This window comes from Bacillus sp. 11B20, assembly GCF_056098985.1.
The window spans coordinates 438,295-461,017 of sequence record NZ_JBLZWZ010000009.1 but is presented as its reverse complement, the minus strand read 5'-3'; the positions used below and the strand labels follow the sequence as shown (position 1 = coordinate 461,017).

Sequence of the window (22,723 nt, the reverse complement as noted above, 5' to 3'; positions counted from 1 at the left end):
TTTGAAAAGAAAGCTGATGATGGCTGGAATGGCAGCGTTTATTGGAACAACGTGGCTATACATTCCAGGGAACGAGAATCGTGCATTCGCATACGAAGACCTAGATCAAAAACGTCAACAAATCGAAGAGAAAACATCGAAGACTGAATCAAACTTGAAGAAGAAGAAGTCAGAGCTGGCAAAGCTTGAAAAGAAAGAATCAAAGCTCAAGAAAGAAATTGAACAAATTGACCAAAAGGTAAGTACTGCAACTGAAAAAGTCGCTGAAAAAGAGAAAGAAGTTAAAAAAACGAAGCAAGAGATCAAACAGCTGAAAAAAGACATTCAAGTCATCAATGAGCGAATTGAAAAAAGAAAAGCCATTTTCAAAGACCGAATTCGTTCTATGCAAAAAAGCGGCGGTACGATCAACTATTTAGATGTGCTGCTAGGTGCTCGCAGCTTTAGTGATTTTGTCGGTCGTGTTGGGGCTGTCACAACGATTGTCGAAGCAGACAAAGACATGATTACAGAACATGAAAATGATTTAAAGCTGGTGGAGCAAAAAGAAGCAGAGCTAAATAATCAGCTAAGTGGACTTGAAACATCTCTGAAAGAGTTAGAAGCACTGAAAAAAGATTTATCTAAGAAGCACAAAGAAAAAGAACACATTTTAGGTGATGTGACAGATAAAAAAAATCATGCACATGATGAACTAGGTAAGCTTGAGAATGAACAAGAAATTCTCGCGAACCAAAAAGCGGCTGTGAAGTCTGAGGAAGCACACCGTCAAAAGGAAGAAGCGGCGAAAGCAAAACAAGCAGCTGAAAAAAATGCACCTGCACCTCGTAGCGGCGGATCAGATCAAGTATCTGATACACCAGCAAGCAGCTCAGGCTTTATTAAACCAGCTGCAGGGCGTTTCTCATCTGGCTTTGGCGGACGTTCTGGCGGAAACCACTTCGGATTAGATATTGCAGCAAAAGGCACAGTTCCTGTCTATGCAGCAGCATCTGGAACCGTCACAAACTCAAGCTACTCATCGAGCTACGGAAATGTTGTGTTCATTACGCACAATATCAATGGACAGACATATCAAACTGTATACGCCCACCTGTCTACAAGAAGTGTGTCAACAGGACAGAGAGTTGAACAAGGACAATTCCTTGGCTATATGGGAAATACCGGCCAATCGCATGGTCAGCATCTTCATTTTGAAATTCATAAAGGATTATGGAATGGCGCGAAATCAAATGCAGTCAATCCAGCGCAATATATCCGCTAATCAAAAAGCCGATAACATGACGTTATCGGCTTTTTTTGTATAGATAGAATTAAAATAACAGCAGTAACCCGGCAATAATAGGTGTTAACAGAACAGCTGATTTCAATAAGAGCTTCGGTGCAAGGCGTGTGAATTTCGCGCCTATAAATGCGCCTAAGACGGTTCCAATTAATATTTGGATCAGCAAGATAAAATCAACATAGCCCTCTGAAATATATCCAATTCCACCGCCGATGGAAATCGGAATAATGACAAGCATCGTCGTGCCAACAGCTTGCCGAATCGACAGCTTCAGTAAAATCAAAAGTCCTACTTGAATAAACGGTGCAGACCCGATACCAAACATGCCTGACAGCATTCCAGACACAAGGCCTAAAATAATGCCTCTTGTCATCAGCTGGCGTGAAGAAAGCGGCTGCTGCTCAGCCTCTTCATTAAGAACAAATAGTTTGATCATCATAAAAACAGCGGATAAAAAAAGCATCCCTGCTGTTAAATAGTGCAGACTCTCTTCTGGAATAAAAGGAGCGACCTTAGCCCCGGCAAAAGAAGCAATACAAGCCAGAGCCCCGACAATCAAACCAGATTTCAACTGAATGTTCCCTTCCCTGTAGTGGCTATATGCACCTGATAGTGTCGTAAATGCCATAGCGGCTAATGACGTCCCGAGTGCTGTATGGATAGGGATATCAAAAATTAATGTAAGCAATGCGATGACAAATCCCGCCCCGCCTGCTCCTACAAAACCTAATAAAATTCCTAATAAAAGCATCGTCAAGATAATATACATAGCGAAGACTCCTTCTCAATCATAACAAAATAAAAATTACACCTAATAAAATGATTCGTCAAGCCTTCACGGGAGAATGTCTTTACATGAAATCCCTTCTTCTGGCATATAATAACTCAGGTCATCAGGAAGAGTTGAAGAAGGAGGCCAAATATGAAAAAACAAATCGCATCTATTATGGCAAGTGTCGTTCTCTTAATAAGTGCAGGTGTGATGACGCATAAAGAAGGAACTCATGCGGAGTCACCGCAAGCAGCTGCTGCAATGGCTGGACAAGCTCAATCAAGTGATAAGGCGAAAGAGAATGGGATGGAAAAGATCGAGAAAGCCTATGACCTTATTTCGAATGAATATGTAGAGGAAGTGGATCGGCAAAAGCTACTTGAAGGCGCGATCCAAGGAATGCTTTCGACGTTAAACGATCCATATTCAGTATACATGGACAAGCAAACCGCAAAGCAATTTTCTGATTCGCTTGATTCTTCCTTTGAGGGGATTGGGGCAGAAGTGGGGATGGATGAAGGAAAAATCATTATCGTCTCCGCCTTTAAAAAATCCCCTGCGGCAAAAGCGGGTCTAAAGCCGAAAGATGAAGTCATCAGCATTGACGGTGAACCGATGAAAGAAAAAAGCTTAAACGATGCTGTGCTGAAAATAAGAGGGAAAAAAGGAACTTCTGTCGCCTTAACAATCAAACGAAATGGGATTGAAAAAGAGCTAACGTTCCATATCAAACGAGAGGAAATCCCGCTTGAAACAGTGACTTCCTCTGTAAAAGAGGTCAATGGGCATAAAACAGGCTATATTGCGATCTCCAGCTTCTCTGAAGATACGGCGAAGGATTTCACGTCAAGCCTGAAACAGCTCGAGAAAAAGGGCATAGAAGGCCTTGTACTGGATGTGAGAGGAAACCCTGGCGGCTATCTGCAAAGTGTGGAAGATATTTTGAAGCATTTTATTACGAAAGATCAGCCCTATATTCAAATCGCAGAACGGAATGGCGACCGGAAACGATATTTTTCAAAACTGAAAGAACAAAAACCTTACCCAGTCAATGTCTTAATTGATAAAGGCAGTGCTTCCGCTTCGGAAATACTTGCTGGAGCCATGAAAGAAGCTGGCAAGTATGAAGTCGTCGGTGATGTCTCCTTTGGAAAAGGAACTGTGCAGCAGGCGGTTCCGATGGGAGATGGAAGTAATATTAAATTAACGCTGTATAAATGGCTCACGCCAAAAGGCAATTGGATTCACAAAAAAGGCGTCGTACCGACAATTGCAATTCATCAGCCGGATTACTTTACCGCAGGTCCGCTTCAGCTAAAAGAACCGCTTCAGCTTGATATGAACAATGAAGAAGTGAGACAAGCCCAGACACTGTTAAAGGGATTGTCATTTGACCCTGGCAGAGTAGATGGATACTTTGATGAAGAAACGAAAAAGGCCGTACTTGCCTTCCAAAGCACATACAATCTCGATAAATCAGGTGTCATTGATTTGAAAACAGCGGAAATGATGAACAAAATGGTGGATGAAGTGAAATCATACGAAAAAAATGACCTTCAATTACAGACTGCACTAAAAGCACTATATCTTAAAAAATAAAGAGGCGAATAATAGCCTCTTTTTTTTGGTTCATAAGTGTCATGAACATGTAATAATTTATGATTAAAAATAAATTATATCGAGAAATATATTCATTTATTTTACAAAAAACATAACATTCCTTCGATTTTACCCGATAACATATGTATATAAGAGACTTTCTGTTGATTTAAACATGTCATGAAAATGAAACTTTTGAAAGTTGTATGTTACATAAATAATTCTTACAATAAAAAGTAGCACTCATTTTAAATATTTTATTTTTTGCGGATATTCAGCTTGAGCATTAAGCTGTACCGAGGTTTGCGCTTTTCTTAAAAGAACTAGTAAATGGGGGTACACAATTGAAAAGGGCAAGTATTGTGAGAGAGAAAAAATATTACGAGTTGGTAGAGGAACTTAAGAGTCGTTCGAAAGATGTGACGTTTTCCGCTACAAAGGCATTAAGTCTGCTCATGCTGTTAAGCAGGTACTTGGTCAATTACACAACGGTAGAATCAGTCGACGAAATCGATGAAGACTGTGCTGAGATATACTTCAATTATTTAATGGATAATCATAAGAGACTTGGTATAAACTTAACCGACATCAAGAGGTCGATGCAGCTGCTCGGCGGCATACTAGATGTAGATGTCAATCACTACTTAAAAGATTTTTCACTGTCGAATGTCACACTTTGGATGAATCAGGAGAAATAAACCTGATGTCAAGCATCGATTTATTTGATAGAATAAGAGAAAATGCTTGACTTGGGCGGTGAACGATAATGAGCTCGGAGTGGATGGGAGCCGGATTAAAAGCGGTCGGTCTGTTTTTAATCCATCCTCTTTTTTATTTCATGATATTAATCAGCCTATTGCATGGCTACATCCGCGTAAAGCGGGAGAGAAAAGCGTTTCAAACAAGAATAGAAGATGTATACGATGAACTTAAATTTACATATTCAAAGGGATGGATTCTAGGGATATGCCTATCCGTCATTTCAGTAGGCTTAGGGATTGCCCTCCCCCCTGGATTCATCGTGCTGATTGCAGCGATGACCATCGTTTTCTCTTTATTCTTTAAGGCGAGTGCGCTTTCGTCTGCATACACACTCGGTTTCAGTTTTATTGCGGCACTTGGACTGATGCATTTCCAAGTGAGTCATTCTTGGCTGCCGCAGCTCTCAATGATGAATGCATCAGCCGTTGTCATTCTGCTAGGACTTTTATTAATGACCGAGGGGATCCTAGCCTATCGAACGGCGCATTTACGTACATCGCCTGCTATGGTGATGAGTGCGAGAGGACTTTTAATTGGTCAGCAGCGGGCAAACCGTCTGTGGCTTTTACCGCTTGTTTTGCTGATGCCAGCAGGTGAATTCACTTCTTCTCTGCCATGGTGGCCGGTGCTTCAAGTGCATGATCAAAGCTTTTCATTTATTTTGATTCCTTATATCATCGGATTCGGTCAGAGAATTCAAGGCTCACTGCCAATTGTTAGTATTCAAATTACAGCGCGGCGTATTCTCATGCTCGGACTCGCTGTCGCCTTATTAGGTGCTGCAAGTATTTGGTTTGAACCGATTGCTTGGGGAGCTGTATTGATTGCGGTGATAGGAAGAGCCTTTCTCTCATGGAAGCAGAGGGTCAATGACAATGCTGCCCCGTTCTACTTCTCTAAGCGTAATCAAGGGCTGATGGTGCTAGGAATTATTCCAAATACACCAGCGGCTGATTTAAAGCTTGAGATCGGAGAGGTCATTACAAAAGTGAATGGAATTGAGGTAAAAACCGTTTCGGAATTTTATGAAGCCCTTCAAACCAATCGTGCTCTAACAAAGCTCGAGATCATTGGCTTAAATGGTCAGACAAGATTTGAGAAACGGGCTTCTTATGAAGGGGAGCATCATCAGCTTGGCATCCTGTTTGTAAAGGATGATCCACAGCAAGAACCAACGGCAATTTCATCTTAAAAAAAGCTGCTAGAGATGGCAGCTTTTTTCTTTTGGGCGCGCTTCTTTCCCGTAGGATTCGCCCCATTCACGCATGGCGAAGATGATAGGCTTTAAGGTATTTCCGAGAGAAGTGAGTGAATATTCGACACGAGGGGGGACCTCCTCATAGACTTCTCTATGAACAACGCCGTCTTGTTCAAGCTCACGCAATTGCAGTGTGAGGACACGCTGAGAAATTCTTGGCAGAAGCCGGCGCAATTCATTGTAGCGTTTTGGTCCGCAAGTCAAATGATAAAGGATCACTCCTTTCCATTTCCCTCCGATGACACTTGTCGTCACTGAAACGGGACAGCCATGATTAACAATACTGACTGGATTGGATGGTGCACTCATCTTAAGACTCCTTTCTAAGGCAAATTTGGTGATATACGAACAAGATGGTAACTAACGAACAAAAATGTGCGTACTTGAATCACTCGAAGCTTTTCTTATACCATAGAGATATCACATCACACATTCGGGCTGTTTGTTTTCTTATCATAACAATTTCTATATGTGAATGGAAAGAAATTGGATTGATGAAACACACCCCCTAATTGGATAATAGAAAGGATGAATACAATGCGAGACAAAGAGCAATTAAAAAAAGAAATCATTGAGGCGTATGAGTTCCGCCATGCGACAAAAGAGTTTGATCCAGCGAAAAAAATATCAGAAGATGATTTTGCGTTTATTTTAGAAACAGGAAGACTTTCCCCAAGCTCTGTAGGGTTTGAACCTTGGAAGTTCCTCGTTGTTCAAAATGAAGCATTTAGAGAAAAATTAAAAGAGTATACATGGGGAGCGCAAAAGCAGCTTCCGACTGCGAGCCATTTTGTGATCATCTTGGCAAGAACAGACGCCCGTTATGATTCAGCATATGCAGAATACATCAACAAGCAAATCAAAGGAATGACAGACGAAACGTTCGAGATGGTGAAGGGACGCTACCAAGAATTCCAAGAGAATGATCTTCATTTGTTAGAAAATGAACGTACGCTCTTTGATTGGGCTTCAAAACAAACGTATATTGCCCTTGGAAACATGATGACAGCCGCTGCGCAAATTGGTATTGATTCATGTCCAGTCGAGGGATTCAGCTACGATGAGATTCATCGCATTCTAGATGAAGAAGGGCTGCTTGAGGATGGTCAGTATGATATTTCTGTCATGGCAGCCTTTGGTTATCGTGTGACCGAGCCGAAGCGCGGCAAAACGCGCCGTCCGATGGATGAAGTAGCTGTTTGGATTCGTTAAAAGAGAATGTCTGAAAAAGGATGTTGACAATTGCGTGGTTAGTCAGTATATTTAAAAAATAAAATCTTTGATGAATATACAAATTGACTATAAACGCTTTGACTTGAGAATAGTAGATGAACATCCGTTTTTTAAGAGAGCTGCGGGTTGGTGCAACGCAGTAAAACGAATCATTGAACTCGCTCAAAGAGCGGTAAGACTGAATGAATAGTAAGTCTTTACGTGTGACCTCCGTTAACGGGTTTTAAGTTGGATTCAGCTAGGGTTGAATCAATTAGAGTGGTAACGCGGTTGCAAGGTCAGTCGTCTCTTCAGGAGATGACTGGCCTTTTTATATGCTTTTATCTTATATTTGTCTGAAGATTCAAATTTAAAGGAGCTAAAGAAAATGGAAAAGGAACATGTGCAGTTAAAACGAACAATGACGTCAAGGCATATTATGATGCTCGCACTTGGCGGTGCAATTGGTGCTGGTCTTTTTAAAGGAAGCAGCTCTGCTATTGATATCGCAGGTCCTGCTGTCATTTTGGCATATATGATTGGTGGTCTTATTTTATTATTTATTATGCAAGGACTTGCTGAAATGACGGTTGCACGACCTGGTGCAAGAACATTTCGTGATTTAATTGAACCTGTGTTAGGCAAATATCCGGCCTATTTCTTAGATTGGATATACTGGAAAATGTGGGTGCTGAACATTGCAGCAGAAGCGATCGTATCTGCGATCTTTATTCAGTACTGGTTCCCACAGGTGCCGATTTGGATACTTGTGTTAATCATTTCACTTGTTGTGACATTGATCAATGTTTGTTCCGTTAAAATGTTTGCTGAGACGGAGTACTGGTTAGCTTCTATTAAAATTGCTGTCATTATTTTATTTATTATCATTGGGTTAACCATGCTTTTTGTCTCATTTGGTCAGCATGCAGCACCGGGATTATCCAACTTAACCGGCCATGGAGGATTTTTCCCGAATGGAACGGGCGGCTTAATTGCGGCTATGCTTGTTGTGGTGTATTCATATGGCGGGACGGAAATGATTGGGGTCACATTAGCAGAAACAAAAAACCCTGAAAAAGTCATTCCAAAGGCTATTCAAAGTACATTTGTACGAATCATCGGTTTCTATGTACTGCCGTTCTTCATCATCGTCAGCTTGATTCCTTGGAATCAAGTAAACAATGAGCAAGTGAGTCCATTCGTCACCGTGTTTGCAACAATTGGCGTGCCATACGCAAGTGATATCATGAACGGTATCATTTTACTAGCGATCTTGTCTTCTATGAACTCTGGACTGTACGCATCCTCAAGGGTACTTTATACGCAAGCGATGGATGGACGTGTATGGAAGGGCTTCTCAAAGCTATCAAAACAGCAGGTGCCTGTTAGAGCAATCCTAGTGTGTACATCTACATTGTATGCCGCTGTATTGATTTCTCTTTTTGTAGGAAGTCAAACCTTTAATTATTTAATGGGATCTTTAAGCTATACGGTCTTATTCATCTGGTTTATTATTGCTGTCGGGCATTTAAAATCTCGAAGTGTAGCAGAACCAGGAGGATATCGTGTGAAGCTGTATCCTTTTACAACATGGTTTTCTGTGATTGCGATCATTGCCATTTTCATCGGCGTTGTGTCAACAACTCCAATTGTCCAAACAATGGTCACAATGGGCATTTATCTGATGATTACTCTTTCTTTCTTCATTAACAGAAAGCGGTTTGAAACTGCTGCTTAATACAAAAAGCGTGCGGGACCTTGAAACAGGTCTCACACGCTTTTTTAATGCTGTTTGTATTGCTTGAAATGAACAGGGGGTTGAACAGGATGTGGCTTTGACTGAAGCCCGTAACTCTCTCTTACGATGTAAAGTGGTCGATCTTTTGCCTCGTCGTAGATTCGGCCGATGTATTCCCCAATCATTCCCAGCATAAAGAGGATAATGCCGCTAAAGAACAGCTGTATGACAATTAATGAACTCCATCCTGTAATGGTGCTGTTTGTAAAAAGCTTTAAGTAAAGTACAAGAAACATTGAAATGAATCCGATAGCGGAAAGGGCAATTCCTGCTATACTCGCTAGCTTCAAAGGTTTATAGGAAAAGGAAGTGATTCCATCCATCGAGAGCTTAAGCATCTTTTTGAGCGGATATTTGGTTTCTCCTGCTAGACGTTCATCTCGAACGTACTCTACTGCAATCTGTTTGAAACCTACCCAGCTGACTAGACCGCGAACAAATGGATTTTTTTCTCGTATTTTTCTCATTTCATGGCACACTCTACGATCCATTAACCTGAAGTCACCGGTGTCGATTGGGATATCTACTTCGGTGATCTGACGTAAAACGCGATAGAAAAGGGAAGCGGTTTGCTTTTTGAAAAAAGATTCACCTTTTCGTTTGGTGCGCACGGCGTATACGACTTCATAGCCTTCTTTCCATTTTGCGATCATCTCTAATATCAATTCAGGCGGATCTTGTAGGTCTGCATCTATCACGATGACAGCTTCTCCCTTTGCATAATCCACCCCAGCTGTAATTGCAATTTGGTGTCCGAAGTTACGTGAGAAATCAATGAGTCTTACCTTTGGATCGTTTTGGGAATACCCTTTAATTAGTTCAGCTGTTCGATCCATACTACCGTCATTGACGAAGAGAAGCTCGTATGCTTCTCCCGTCGAATCCATGACTGTTTTCAGTCGCTGATAGGATTCATGGATCACAAGCTCTTCATTATAGACTGGGACTACAATAGAATATTGTATGTTCTTTTCCATCAGTCATCGTTCCTCCCTTTTAATAGATGAATTAATCAACGGATAGTTCATAAAGAGTGCCGCTCTCCATTCCGCCCATTCGTCCATTTGACTGATCATTTTGTTCTGATTGTTGGCTGTCTGTTTGTTGGTTCACTTTGGATGTAGAGCTGTTCTGCCATTTAGAAGCAGATACTTCTTTTCCATTTTTTTGAATCCAAGTTAGAATGTCAGAGCTGCCGCCTCTCATACCAGAAAGATAGAAGTATTTGATTTTGCCGTCTTTGACGAGCTGTTTGAATTCACTAAGAGTGAGAATGTTATCAGATCCACTAAATCCACCTAATGCCATAACAGCTTTTCCAGTTTTAATAATGTAAGGTGAAGCAGTGGTTGCATCTGTTGTTCCGAATAGGAATTCTTCTCCCGTATTGTTTTTCTCAAGATAGCTGATCAACTTTTCATTGACTTGTGAACTCATGCTGCCACTTGAAGTGGCAAGCTGAGGACCAGCCTCTGGAAGCATACTATTTCCTCCATAAAGAAGAGGTGTGCTTGCCCAGTATAGTGGTGCAACCAGCATGCCAAGGATGGCGATGAGAGACACGAATTGTTTTCGTTTTTCTTTTCCTTTTATCAAAAGCAGAGAAAGGATTGTTCCAACACCAATGATACCGACTGCAATGCTTAGTCCAAGACCGATCGTGCTTGTAAAAGTGGATAGGATAAAGGTTTCAAATGCTGTTGTAACGAATATCGCAATTGGAAGCAGCCATTTTTTAAACCCAGTTCCTGTTTGAAATAATTGTGTCATCGAAACCCATCCGGCTCCTGCTAATACAGCAATTGGTGGTGCCAGCATGATCAAATAATAATGATGGAAAAATCCTGCTACACTGAAAAATGCAGCAACAGGTATAAGCCAAGCTAACCAAAATAGAGTTTCTTTTTGTTTTGTATTGAGACGTCTTCTTTCAAAGGCAGTCGAGAAGAAGATACCAATCGCACCGAAGATTGCAAATGGAAGCAGCCAGCTGATTTGATCGGATAGTTCAGATTGGAACAGACGTAGCGGTCCTTTGGTTCCTGTACCAAACATGCCGGAGCCATTTCCCATTTTTCCGCCCACGCCATTTGGCGGCCCATCACCATTACCGCCAAATGGCATATCAGGTGGTGTTGTGCCGTTTGCACTGCTTGGTGGTCCTTGCATTGAAGGCTGTTCCTGACTGGATGATTGGTTTGAATTGTCTGAGTTGTTTTGATTTCCATTAGATGGCGGCTGAGGCATGGTGGATGAATCATTGTCATTTTGCTGATCACCCTGCTGTGAAGGTGGCTGTCCCTCACCCTGATTTGTGCCACCTCCCCCGCCAGACTGTTGACCAGTCAACCGCTGAAGACCGTTGTAACCAAAGGCTAATTCTAGTGCTGAGTTCGATTGACTTGATCCCATATAAGGGCGATTGTCTTTATAAGTGAGATCAACAGCGATAGACCAAGAAGCAGATACACCTAAAAGAACAATCATTGAAATCATCAGTGATAACAACTTTTTCTTCCATGTCGTTCGGTAGGCAATGATGTAAAAAAGAATGAGTGCTGGTACGATCATATAGGCTTGTAGCATTTTTGTATTAAAGCCGACGCCAATCATCGCAAACGAAACAATCGCCCAAAGAACCTTTTGCTGTTTTACAGCCTTGAACATCATTCCTGTTGCTAGTAAAAGTATAAAGACAAGTAAGCTGTCAATATTATTTGTTCGAGATACAGCAACCGCAATAGGTGTACACGCCATGATAAGTGCCGCTAATCTTGCCGCTGCTTGACCAAAAGTTGGTTTGACAAGACGATAGATCAGATAAACAGATCCAATGCCTGCTAAAGCTTGAGGCAAGATGACGCTCCATCCATGGAGACCAAAAATTTTGGCACTCATCGTTTGCAGCCAGAAGGTGAGCGGGGGTTTATCCACCGTGACATATCCTGCTGGATCAAATGAAGCAAAGAAGAAATTATGCCAGCTTTGCATCATACTTGTGACAGCCGCAGTATAATACGCATTCACCGTATCATCTTCCCAAATGTTATAAATGTTTAAGATGGCAGATAAGATCAATATGAAAAATAAATAAATATCAAATTTCTGAAAACGTCTGATCAAAAGCATGTCACTCCTTTTTCTTCACTTGAAAAAAGTGTAACAAGCAAATATGAATAAAATGTTAATAAAAAAAGGCCATTTTTTTATTTTTTAGAAATAAAAACAGCTCTTAATGAAAAGAGCTGTTCAAGTTGTAGAAAGTTCTATGGATACTGAATTTATCAGATAAAATAGTGATTCCAATGAGAGTAAAATATGCCAGTAGCTATAGAGTAGGTGAGCTCTCATTGAATGGAGCATTGGGAAGTTGAATGATGGCTGTTGTACCAAACCCAGGCTCAGATTGAATGTCGAATGTCCCATGATGTTTTTTGATGATTTGATAGACAATGGCTAGTCCAAGGCCAGAGCCGCCATCTTTTCTTGTTCGTGCTTTATTGACACGATAAAATCGCTCAGAAACATGTGGAAGATCTTCTTTTGGAATACCATTGCCTTCGTCAGTCACTCTCAATTGAGCAACACTTTGGTGAGCTTGTAATTCAATCGATATTGATTTCCCAGATGGCGTGTAATGAATGGCATTGTCCAGTAAATTACGTATCACTTGTTGGAGACGGTCGCTATCACCATAAACAATACAATCCTCTTCAAGCATTCGTTTGAAAGTAATGCTTTTATTGCCTGCGACGAATGCCATTTGATCAAGAACATCGTGGATCAGCTGTGCAAAGACAATTGGCTCCATCGTTAGTGGATAAGAGTCTCCTTCTAACTGTGCAAGATCTAAAAGATCGTGCACAAGACGGCTTAAACGTGCGGCCTCATCTTGGATGATTTGCATCCCTTTCTTTTGATCAATGATCCCTTCTTCAATTCCTTCTGCATAGCCTTTCATATAACTTAAAGGCGTTCTAAGTTCGTGAGAGACATTCGCAAGAAATTCTCTACGGTGCTGTTCAACTTTTTCGAGAGTTGAAGACAGTTTATTAAAGGAGCGACTAAGCTGGTTTAACTCATCTCCTTTTTTGGTTACGGCCATTCGTTGTGAGAAATCACCAGATTCCATTTCTATTGCAATTTCTTTCATTTTATTAATTGTCTGCACAATTTTATTGGAGCTCTTATATCCGATCAAGAATATCAGGAGCATAATCAATAAGATGGATATACCAAGCGTCAATCTAATTTGAACAAAGGGTTCATATACATCTGATAAGGGCATGGAGAGGAAAATAGTTCCCGATAGATCATCATTACTTGAGAAAACAGGAATGGCGATGCCAAGAATATCTTGGTGAAACTTCGGGTGTTCTCTAATTAACACAACGGTTTCACCTTGAAGGAGCTTTTGGCGTTCCTTGAACGTAATGAGATTGTCATTTGTGTCCGTATCAAAAGGAAGTCCACTTGAAAGTTCCATTGGATCATCTGTAAAAATAACGTTCGCCTGACTTGAGTCATTTGCCCATTTCATTCTGTCGGTAAAATACTTGTCTTTCCCGTGTGTGTGATAGATTTCTGCCAGCTTCTTACCTTGCAAACTTAAGGAATCGATCTGTTTATCAATATATAAATGCTGGTATAAGTAAAAAGTAAGGGCAAGCGCTGAGGCTGCAACGATTCCGATCACTGCAAGGATTAAGAAGAGTACTTTCTTTTTAATCGATAATGGCTTCATCCTTCCTCCTCAAACTTATAGCCGACACCCCAAACGGTTTTAATATATCGTTCTGCTTCCTTTAATTTCAGTCGCAGCGTTTTGATATGTGTATCGACTGTTCTTAAAGAGCCGCTCGTTGAATGTGATTCCCACAATTTTTGATAAAGGTGTTCTCTTGAAAACACTTGTCCTTGGTTGAGCAAAAGAAACATGAGTAAATCAAATTCTCTTCTTGTTAAATTAACGGGCTGTTGATGGAGGTAAACTTGTCTGCCATCTTGATCAATCTCCATGTCACCAATCTGTATTCGGCTGCGCTTTAGTGAAAGACCTCTAATTCGTCTCAGGGTTGTTTCAATTCTTGCTGCTAGCTCACGTAGACTGAAAGGTTTCATGATGTAGTCATCTGCTCCAATTTCAAGTCCTCTAATTCGGTCCTCCTCATAACTCCTTGCTGTTAAAAATAAAATTGGAATTTGAGATGTTTGTCGAATACGCTGACAGACTTCAAATCCATCCATGTCAGGCATCATGATATCTAATACAACAAGGTCAATAGATTCCTTATCAAGCTGATACAAGGCATCTTTTCCATTATTCGCAGTAGTAATGTGAAAGCCATGTCTCTTTAAAAAAGACCCGATTAACTCAAGCATATCAAGCTCATCATCTACGATTAAAATACGCATTTGTTCCTTCATTTCTTTTCCTCCAACACGATAGCATAAGGTCCTGATGGGACATTTAGTTGATTTTTCATAATAAGTGAGTGTTTATCGATGATGGATACTGAGTTGTCATCCAAGTTACTCACATAAATTGATGTCGTATCAGCGGTGATATAATTCGGATTTTGACCAGTTTCAACAGAAGCAAGCTGCTTATTTGTTTTGGTATCTACTTTGTATAGCGTATGATCTCCATGACATAGTACATATAAAGTAGAAGAATTTTTCTCTGGAAAAAATGCAACAGGCATAACGCCTAGCTTTATTTCTCGCTGTTTTTTGCCAGTTTTAGGGTCATAAGCAAGAATACTCTTATTTAAGGTACCTTGTTTACCATGGCCGCCGATCCAAATGGACTGCCCATCAAAATGAATCCCAGAAGGCCGTTCAAGTACAGAAAACGTACGTATATTTTTTTCCTTTTCAATATCTATGACTGAGACAGTATGACTTTCTGCATTTAAAACAAATAAAACACCTGATGAAGAAAGTGTCATAGAAGAAGGTAATTTTCCGGTTTTCACAGTTGATTTTATTTTTTTACTCTTCGTATCAATAAAATAAACGACATTTTTCTGCGAATTTGCAGCAATTAATGTATGAGAAGCTGCATCATATGTAAGGGAAGTCAGCCCTTTATCCAAATTCATATAATCTGTTGCTGTCCCTTTTTTTAAATTGATTTCGATAAGGGATTCTCCCTCTTTACTTGTAGCAATGATGACGTCTTTATTGATTTGAATAAGATCAGTAAGTGGGTGTTTTAAATCCACAGAAGAGAGCATTTTGTTTTTTTGTATATCAACTATTGAAAAGGAGGCTTTTTTTAATTGAGAGATGACAGCGATCGATTGAGAGCTGCCTGGCGGTGTAAATTGCTGTTCTTTTCCACAGCCTGTCAAGAATAAAAGTAGAGCTGATAAACAGATTAAAACATATTTCATGCGTTCCATTCTTCCGCTCCTTTGCGTTCTCTATTTTCAAAATCATACCACAAAAATTGTGAAAAAAAATTGAAGTTATCTATGCTGAAAAGAATGAAAAAGAGTTTTTAGGTGAAGTGAGGGGAGACAATTTGTACTTGAAGTTCCTTTTTTGTCTGGTCGTATGCCATTTTTCCTTCTTTAAAAGATGATTTTCAGGATTTGATGGATGCACTTGCTATAGCTTACAGTGATACAAATGATGAAAAACTCCCCCGCTCTAAATAGACATAGAGCAAGGGAGCCATTAGGCGGAATGTTCAGATGATGGGGAGGTTGATTTTGTTTTTACACGTTGAGATAAAAAGAAACCAAGAATGCCTGCACCCATTAATACAATAAATAAAGATTGAAAACCACTCATGACACCAATCAATGTAGACGAAATGATACTGCCAAAATATCGAAAGGTAGAGAAAATACCAGATGCTGAACCGGATAAGCTTTGATCAACAGACGTTAAAGAAGCCATCTGCATACTAGTCATTCCAATCCCTGATGAAATTCCACCTGCGATAAGTGTCACGATAAGCAGTGGTAAGGTAGGGTACTGACTGAGTGTGATTAACATGATCCCTGATAAAGTGAGGCAGATAAATGAAAAGCTAATCATTTTTTTAGCGCCTTTTTTCGGATGGAGTCTTGCCCCTAGCAAGCCGCTAATAGACATGCAAAGAGAAAATACTGATAGAATGATACCGCTTTGTGTATGAGACAGTGAAAGTTGTTGTTCCATAAACAGCGGCATAATTAGAAGGATGGCATACATGACAAAATTACTTAGCATGATCGACAGGTTAGCATTTGTAAATGAACTGTTTTTAAAAAGCGATAAATCGATGATCGGATTCTTTACTTTCCGTACATGTATAAAGAATAATGGAATGACGATCAACGCTAGAATTCCATAGATCAAGTATTCATTTAGCAAATGGCTTTTTGTGCATAGAATGAGTGTGGCAATCCCGATGGTTAAGTACAATGAACCAATGATGTCCACATTTACTTGTAAGCGTGTATGGTTTATTTTTGGAATGAGTAATACGCCGGTCACAAGTGTAAGGAACAAGAATGGGATATTTACAAAGAATATAGAGTGCCAATCAAAACTCTGAATAAGAATCGAACCAATAAAAGGTCCAAGTGCGGCACCAATACCGGCTCCAAACCCAAAGTATCCCATTGTTTTAGACAGTTTTTCGGGGGATACTGTTGCACGAATCAATGCAATGCTATTCGGTGTTAAAATAGCACCACCAGCTGCTTGAATGGAACGAAAAATGATGAGAAAAGCTAGATTAGGTGCTAAAGCACATCCGATCGAGCCAATTAAAAAGAGCATGACCCCAATTAAATACATTCGCCGGTGTCCGTATATATCTCCTAACTTACCAGCGATAGGCTGTGTGACTGCCATGACAATAAGATAAATTGTGACAACCCAAGTGATGTTTGAAAGGGATTGATCATAATACGTTGATATGGATGATAGAGCAACTGCGATCATCGTTGAGTTGACTGGAACTAGTATAGCCCCAAGCAACAAAGAATAGATGATGAGGCTCTCTTTGTTTAACTTCAATGTGTATACCACCTTTTGTAAAAAAGAAGAATTTCACCCTTTAAGCGGGAGAAATTCCTCTCATGAAAATGTGTGTGCATGTCTCAATAAAATCTTCTTTTTGTGTGAGCACGAGTTGGAAATCTTGCTCTAGTTGCTGAATGAAAAATCCATAATACGTACTAATGAAGATGTCTGCATAAATGTCTTCTTTTTCTTTTAATACATGATGCTTGGCACCCATCTTTTTGAAATATTGTATCAGCATTTCTCTCAGTTCTTGAGGATATAACTTTTCATGATTCGTTAAATCCTTAAACATATCCGGTTCTCGCATGCTGATATAAATAAATTCTTTTTTGGAAGTCAAATTTTCAAGGAAATAGGTACCGAGAAACTTTAAATCGGTGTATAAATCGCCTTTAAATTCTGCTTCTAGGGTTTTTGTCGGTAATGATTTCATCTTCATAATGGCAGCAATGACGCCGCGTTTGTTTTTAAAGTTGCGGAAAATAGTTGCTTCACTCACATTCGCTTTTGTCGCTATTTCTTTGGTTGTTGTTTTTTGATAGCCCTTTTCAGTTAATAAATCCATTGTTGCGCGAATGATTCGTTGATTTGTAGATTTTAACAAGCATACTCACCTCAGGTTATGAATGTGTTTGCAACAAAGTAAGTATACCGATAAAATCTATGACCGCCAATACGATTAGTTCATGAACGTGAATGCTGATTTAATATCTGAACGCGTCCATTGCTGCCATCTACTGTCACAAGGTCACCGGATTGGAGTGTTTCAGTTGCTATTCTAGTCCCTAAGACAGCTGGCATCATATACTCTCTAGCAATAATAGCTGAATGGGATAAAATGCCTCCAGCATCTGTGATGACTGCTTTTGCATCTCTAAATAAGCTCGTCCATAAGGGTGTAGTCGATTTGCAAACTAAAATATCATCCTTTTGAAATTGTGAGAATTCTTCAGCGCATGTAATGACTTTTACTCTTCCAGAAACAATACCACTGGATGCGCCAATTCCATGGATCACATCGTTTGTGTTGTTTTCGTTTTCTCTTAACGAACCAAGCATTCTTTCCACTTGCTGCAATTCAGCTTCAGTTGGTGTGCCGGTGTAAGCTGGGAGTTGAATGTCTTCATTTTGTTTCATTTCTATTTTTCTTTGCTGGACAACCGATTCGAATGAGGTAGACGTTGTGAGTGCTTTGTATACCTCTTCATCATAGAGATTCCATATATCATCTTGATGAGGAATTGCTCCTTTTTGTGTAAGAAGTTCACCAATTTTTAATAGATATACCCGGGCTTTAGCATCTAACATGGCATCAATGTAGAAATGGTGGTCATCTCGGATATTCGCTGCTTGAAGGGCATATTGATACAGCGTCTCAAATTTTGTTTTAAACGACTCATCCTTCACTTGACTCATAAAATGTTTATACGTCTCTTGTCTTTTGATCACTGCTTTTGCAAATTCTTCATCAAAATCACATCGGGTCTGAATGTTATTTCTAATGATATCTAATATATATTCAGGGTTCTCTATCCATGTTTCTTCCGTAAAGTCATGACTTTTAACAGATCGCCAGCCGTAAACTTGGAGAAATTCTTCTAATTTCGAAATGAAGTGTTTTCCTTTTTTCGAGTGATTGAGTGCATACAACAGCTCTGGGTTCTTTTCATGCTGAATAAATGCTTGATGAAGTTCTGGATCTTGAAGGACTTCCTTTGCTATATCCGATAGCATCTTATCTATTTCAAGAGATTTGTTCATCACGCCTATCATCATTTCGTGCAGCAAGACGACTTGTGTTTGATCACCGGTATACGTCACAAGCATGTCTTCGATTATGGATGACAGAATGACTTGTGGCATGATGATATCAAAATGATCATCATATGCTCGTATATAAAAAGCCTTTAATTCTTCAAAGCCTTCGATTGCTTTTTCAATGGTTATAGGCTCATTTATTTGGCGATCGAGTTTTTCGTAAAATGGAAAGAAGTTTTCTTCAAGAATCTTATACATCCGTTCACTTAGATGTGGAAATAACTCAAACATACTTTCATTAAAAACGGGTGCAGCTGTCTCTCCCACTTGAGACATTTCCGGTGCAGAGTATAGGTGTCCCCTGTAAAGCTTAATATCTTTGATGTTCATATCAGGTACTTGATACTTTTCTCCATTTTTCTTCATCCCGCTTTTTAAGGCTGGTATGATCAGGCTTGAGAAAAGAGGGCTTGTTGGACCAGGCATATGATCGTCCATTGAAATCCAGAAATCTTGCAGCTCTTCTGGCTGCATGAGAAAAGAAGCACCTGCTGTTTCATTTGCTGATTTTGAGAGAGCTGTCGTAATCGGCCTTGCTTGAAGTAAATAAAACGACCCATTTGCTATACCAAATTCGATATCGACTCCATGTCCGTAAAGTGCTTCTACTTGTTTTGTGATTTGTGCGATTTCTTTCAATTGATCATCGTTCAGGCAAAACTGGCCAGCCATTTCCACCGCTACTGGCTCCTCGATGACACCCTCTTGGAAAGGAACAATTTGCAGCTCTTTCGCCCCAAGTGTTTTTTCAATCGAAAAGTTCTCTTTATCTACAATAAACGTGTCTGGTGTCACAAGACCGGAGACAATTGCTTCTCCCAAGCCGTAGCTTGCGGTCAGCATCATTTCATTTGTTTTTCCAGATATGGGATTCTCACTAAAGATGACACCGGAGACGTCAGAATGGACCAATCCTTGAACGACAACGGCCATAAGCGGAATCTCTTCTTCGTTTTCATTCATCTCTTCCTTATAGTCTACGACTCTCGCTGCAAAATAAGAAGACCAGCATTCTTTGACAGCTAGTAAAAATTCTTCATTTGATTTGATATTTAAATAGGTCTCGTACTGTCCTGCAAATGAGGCCCCTTCGAGATCTTCAGCAACAGCAGAGGAGCGGACTGCAACTGAGGGATAAGTCTTCCGCAATGATTGAAAGGACGAAAGCAGCTCTGCTTCCATTTGTGAAGGAAACGATGCTTCTTTGATTTTTTGAGAAAGATTTTGTTCTGCTGGCTGCAGATTGTGATATGAAAGAAAGCTTTCAAAGCTGTTGGTTTTAATAATAAATCCATCTGGGACTGGCAGGCCGTGATTGTTTAATTTGATTAAATTTAGGCCTTTTGCCCCTGCGAGTGATGCGGATTCTTCAGCCGCATGAAATAAAACTGAATACATGGGAATGCCCCCTTATCCAAATAGCCAATGGTTTGTATGTTTCTCTATTTTTTAAAATGATAGTGCGCACTATCATTTTAATCATAGGATTGATTGGATGTTATTGTCAAAGACAGAAAGACCTATCTTTACAAAGGGGACAATCTCACTAATTTCCTTCTATTTCTAAAACAAAAGTCTACGAATATGAAGAAAAACGGCGAAATTGAAAACTGTGAATTGTTCAATATGCCAATCTTTACTATAATCAAGGAAGTAGACCATGAAGAGGGAGGGTTTTTGTGATTACAAAAGCCATATTTGCACTAGTTTTTCCTTTCCTGCTCGTTATTTTATTTTCAAAGGTTACTTATAATCATTACGTAGGCATTGCGTTAACAGCAGCGCTTTTATTTGCTTCGTATATGAAAGGCTATACAGAAACCTACTTTATTGTGGGATTAGATATTATTTCTTTAGTAGCTGGGGCTTTGTTTATGGCTAAAAAAGAAATCGAAAAGAGAGAAAAAGCTGAAAAACAACAATGATGTTATCTCAATGCTGAAAGCTGACATGTTTTAAACAAGAGCTGTGCTTACGATTTCTAGTAAGCACAGCTTTCTTTTTCTGCTCATCGAATATCTCACTCCAAAATGTTCCATACTGAAAGGAAGGTTTTCTTAAGAGGGTTATTTGCCAAGGGAGAGAGGGTATGACTGTATTGGAAATAAAAATCAAGTGAGAGCCGAACTTTAGTTCGTATTTTTGTGTTCTTTTATGATAATATATTCATTAGATAGATTTCGTAACGAAACGGAGGCTTTGATGTGAGTGACCGCTTTGAATTAGTTTCTAACTATCAGCCCCAAGGAGATCAGCCAAAGGCGATTGAAAAGCTTGTTGAGGGGATCCATCAGGGGAAACAGCATCAAACGCTGTTAGGTGCTACAGGTACGGGAAAGACCTTTACTGTCTCCAACCTGATCAAAGAAGTGAACAAACCGACTCTTGTCATTGCGCATAATAAGACACTTGCCGGTCAGTTATACAGCGAATTCAAGGAATTTTTCCCGAATAATGCTGTTGAATATTTTGTGAGTTACTATGATTATTATCAGCCAGAGGCATATGTACCTCAGACCGATACATTTATTGAGAAGGATGCCAGTATCAATGATGAGATTGATAAGCTGAGACACTCGGCTACGTCCTCGTTATTTGAGAGAAGGGATGTCATCATCATTGCCAGTGTGTCCTGTATTTATGGCTTAGGTTCGCCAGAGGAATATAGAGAGCTTGTGCTGTCTTTGCGCACTGAAATGGAGATTGAACGCAATCAGCTCCTTCGTAAGCTGGTGGATATTCAGTATTCTCGTAATGATATAGATTTTCAGCGCGGAACCTTCCGAGTCAGAGGAGACGTCGTTGAGATTTTTCCTGCTTCACGAGATGAGCATTGTATCAGAGTGGAGTTTTTCGGTGATGAAATTGAACGTATTCGTGAAGTGGATGCGTTGACTGGAGAAATACTTGGTGATCGTGATCATGTGGCCATTTTCCCAGCATCTCACTTCGTCACAAGAGAAGAAAAAATGGAAAAAGCCATTATCAATATTGAACAAGAGCTAGAAGAACAGCTCGAAAAGCTTCGCGAAAATGGAAAATTACTTGAGGCGCAACGCCTTGAGCAGCGGACAAGATATGACCTTGAGATGATGAGAGAGATGGGCTTTTGTTCAGGAATCGAGAATTATTCAAGACATCTGACCTTGCGTCCTCCTGGTTCAACACCTTACACACTGCTTGATTATTTCCCAGATGACTTTATGATTGTTGTCGATGAATCGCATGTGACGATTCCGCAAATCCGTGCCATGTACAACGGGGACCAAGCGAGAAAGCAAGTGTTGGTTGATCACGGATTCCGCCTTCCATCAGCACTTGATAACAGACCGCTCACCTTTAATGAGTTTGAAAAGCATATCAATCATATCGTGCATGTATCAGCAACGCCTGGTCCATACGAGCTTGAGAAAACGCCTGAGGTTGTGGAACAAATTATCCGTCCAACAGGATTACTTGATCCAATTATTGAAGTGCGCCCAATTGAAGGACAAATTGATGACTTAATTGGAGAAATTCATGCACGAATTGAGAAAAATGAGCGTGTGCTCGTGACCACATTGACGAAGAAAATGTCTGAGGATCTTACTGATTACTTAAAAGAAATCGGAATCAAGGTAAATTACCTGCATTCAGAAATTAAGACCCTTGAGCGGATTGAGATTATCCGTGATCTGCGTCTCGGTAAATATGATGTGCTTGTTGGAATCAACCTTCTTCGTGAAGGACTGGATATTCCAGAGGTGTCGCTCGTGGCCATTTTAGATGCGGATAAAGAAGGCTTTTTGCGCTCTGAAAGATCCCTCATCCAGACGATTGGCCGTGCAGCGAGAAATGCAGAAGGCCGGGTCATTATGTATGCAGACAATATGACGAAATCGATGGACATTGCGATTCAAGAAACGAAGCGAAGACGAGAACAGCAAGAAGCATATAACGAGAAATTTGGGATTACCCCACAAACGATCCATAAGAAAATTCGAGATGTTATTAAGGCAACAAAGATACATGAGGATTCGGAAGAATACGAAACAAAAGCAGCACCAAAGCTTTCGAAAATGAGCAAAAAAGAAAGAGAAAAAGTGATCGAAAAAGTCGAGATGGAAATGAAAGATGCAGCAAAAGCGCTTGATTTTGAAAAAGCAGCAGAATTAAGAGATCTATTGCTAGAGCTAAAAGCGGAAGGATGAT

At 40.1% G+C, this 22,723-nt stretch carries 18 protein-coding genes and 1 other annotated feature; of the genes, 8 read left to right on the top strand and 10 right to left on the bottom strand.

Annotated features, from left to right (window positions below; genetic code table 11):
- Position 1 precedes the first annotated feature (1 nt).
- Positions 2–1,264, top strand: coding sequence for a murein hydrolase activator EnvC family protein (locus ACN6NB_RS16645; RefSeq protein WP_039181752.1), 1,263 nt, complete (start codon positions 2–4; stop codon positions 1,262–1,264).
- A gap of 49 nt (positions 1,265–1,313) precedes the next feature.
- On the opposite strand, the gene ACN6NB_RS16640 is transcribed toward ACN6NB_RS16645, so the two are convergent.
- Entirely contained in the window at positions 1,314–2,054 is a 741-nt protein-coding gene (locus tag ACN6NB_RS16640) for a sulfite exporter TauE/SafE family protein (protein ID WP_024423598.1), read from the bottom strand.
- Between the two features lie 153 nt (positions 2,055–2,207).
- Between ACN6NB_RS16640 and ctpB the strand changes: the two genes are divergently transcribed.
- The 3 genes from ctpB to ACN6NB_RS16625 all read left to right on the top strand — a co-directional run bounded on the left by ctpB (position 2,208) and on the right by ACN6NB_RS16625 (position 5,610).
- Complete coding sequence (gene ctpB, locus ACN6NB_RS16635; RefSeq protein ID WP_039181746.1) at positions 2,208–3,656, top strand: carboxy-terminal processing protease CtpB; 1,449 nt, start codon at positions 2,208–2,210, stop codon at positions 3,654–3,656.
- A 344-nt stretch (positions 3,657–4,000) separates the two neighbouring features.
- Positions 4,001–4,354, top strand: a complete 354-nt coding sequence (locus ACN6NB_RS16630; RefSeq protein ID WP_003212923.1) for a swarming motility protein SwrAA — start codon at positions 4,001–4,003, stop codon at positions 4,352–4,354.
- A gap of 68 nt (positions 4,355–4,422) precedes the next feature.
- Positions 4,423–5,610, top strand: coding sequence for a PDZ domain-containing protein (locus ACN6NB_RS16625; RefSeq protein ID WP_024426241.1), 1,188 nt, complete (start codon positions 4,423–4,425; stop codon positions 5,608–5,610).
- Between the two features lie 9 nt (positions 5,611–5,619).
- Here ACN6NB_RS16625 and ACN6NB_RS16620 read toward each other — a convergent pair whose 3' ends face one another.
- Positions 5,620–5,985 carry a winged helix-turn-helix transcriptional regulator gene (locus tag ACN6NB_RS16620; RefSeq protein ID WP_024423595.1) on the bottom strand — a complete coding sequence of 122 codons (366 nt, stop codon included), beginning with the start codon at positions 5,983–5,985 and terminating at the stop codon, positions 5,620–5,622.
- A 228-nt stretch (positions 5,986–6,213) separates the two neighbouring features.
- On the opposite strand from ACN6NB_RS16620, the gene ACN6NB_RS16615 reads away from it, so the two are divergent.
- On the top strand, positions 6,214–6,888 hold the full coding sequence (locus ACN6NB_RS16615) for an NAD(P)H-dependent oxidoreductase (protein WP_039181741.1): 675 nt from the start codon (positions 6,214–6,216) through the stop codon (positions 6,886–6,888).
- Positions 6,889–6,977: 89 nt separating this feature from the next.
- Positions 6,978–7,202, top strand: a binding site (T-box leader).
- Between the two features lie 74 nt (positions 7,203–7,276).
- Positions 7,277–8,626, top strand: coding sequence for an amino acid permease (locus tag ACN6NB_RS16610; protein WP_059377561.1), 1,350 nt, complete (start codon positions 7,277–7,279; stop codon positions 8,624–8,626).
- A 44-nt stretch (positions 8,627–8,670) separates the two neighbouring features.
- Here the strand turns inward: ACN6NB_RS16610 and ACN6NB_RS16605 are convergent, their stop codons facing one another.
- The 8 genes from ACN6NB_RS16605 to ACN6NB_RS16570 form a co-directional block, all read right to left on the bottom strand.
- Positions 8,671–9,663, bottom strand: coding sequence for a glycosyltransferase family 2 protein (locus ACN6NB_RS16605; protein WP_341084686.1), 993 nt, complete (start codon positions 9,661–9,663; stop codon positions 8,671–8,673).
- Positions 9,664–9,694: 31 nt separating this feature from the next.
- Entirely contained in the window at positions 9,695–11,809 is a 2,115-nt protein-coding gene (locus ACN6NB_RS16600) for an ArnT family glycosyltransferase (RefSeq protein ID WP_144516285.1), read from the bottom strand.
- Positions 11,810–12,014: 205 nt separating this feature from the next.
- The gene (locus ACN6NB_RS16595; protein WP_144516287.1) at positions 12,015–13,430 is read right to left on the bottom strand and encodes a HAMP domain-containing sensor histidine kinase; all 1,416 of its coding nucleotides are present in this window, start codon (positions 13,428–13,430) and stop codon (positions 12,015–12,017) included.
- On the bottom strand, positions 13,427–14,113 hold the full coding sequence (locus ACN6NB_RS16590) for a response regulator transcription factor (RefSeq protein ID WP_144516289.1): 687 nt from the start codon (positions 14,111–14,113) through the stop codon (positions 13,427–13,429). Before ACN6NB_RS16590 ends, ACN6NB_RS16595 begins: the two co-directional genes overlap by 4 nt.
- Entirely contained in the window at positions 14,110–15,093 is a 984-nt protein-coding gene (locus tag ACN6NB_RS16585) for a YncE family protein (RefSeq protein ID WP_099663653.1), read from the bottom strand. Before ACN6NB_RS16585 ends, ACN6NB_RS16590 begins: the two co-directional genes overlap by 4 nt.
- Positions 15,094–15,370: 277 nt before the next feature.
- On the bottom strand, positions 15,371–16,705 hold the full coding sequence (locus tag ACN6NB_RS16580; RefSeq protein ID WP_059377552.1) for an MFS transporter: 1,335 nt from the start codon (positions 16,703–16,705) through the stop codon (positions 15,371–15,373).
- 40 nt (positions 16,706–16,745) lie between these two features.
- Positions 16,746–17,318, bottom strand: a complete 573-nt coding sequence (locus tag ACN6NB_RS16575; RefSeq protein WP_039181719.1) for a TetR/AcrR family transcriptional regulator — start codon at positions 17,316–17,318, stop codon at positions 16,746–16,748.
- An 80-nt stretch (positions 17,319–17,398) separates the two neighbouring features.
- Positions 17,399–19,930: a PEP/pyruvate-binding domain-containing protein gene (locus ACN6NB_RS16570; protein ID WP_144490015.1), complete on the bottom strand. Its 2,532-nt coding sequence runs from the start codon at positions 19,928–19,930 to the stop codon at positions 17,399–17,401.
- 281 nt (positions 19,931–20,211) lie between these two features.
- Here ACN6NB_RS16570 and ACN6NB_RS16565 point away from each other — a divergent pair, with 281 nt between their 5' ends.
- Both ACN6NB_RS16565 and uvrB read left to right on the top strand, forming a co-directional pair.
- Entirely contained in the window at positions 20,212–20,457 is a 246-nt protein-coding gene (locus tag ACN6NB_RS16565) for a CsbA family protein (RefSeq protein ID WP_064497990.1), read from the top strand.
- Between the two features lie 279 nt (positions 20,458–20,736).
- Positions 20,737–22,722 (top strand): excinuclease ABC subunit UvrB, encoded by a 1,986-nt coding sequence (uvrB, locus tag ACN6NB_RS16560; protein WP_064497991.1) that lies wholly within the window; start codon positions 20,737–20,739, stop codon positions 22,720–22,722.
- Position 22,723 lies beyond the last annotated feature (1 nt).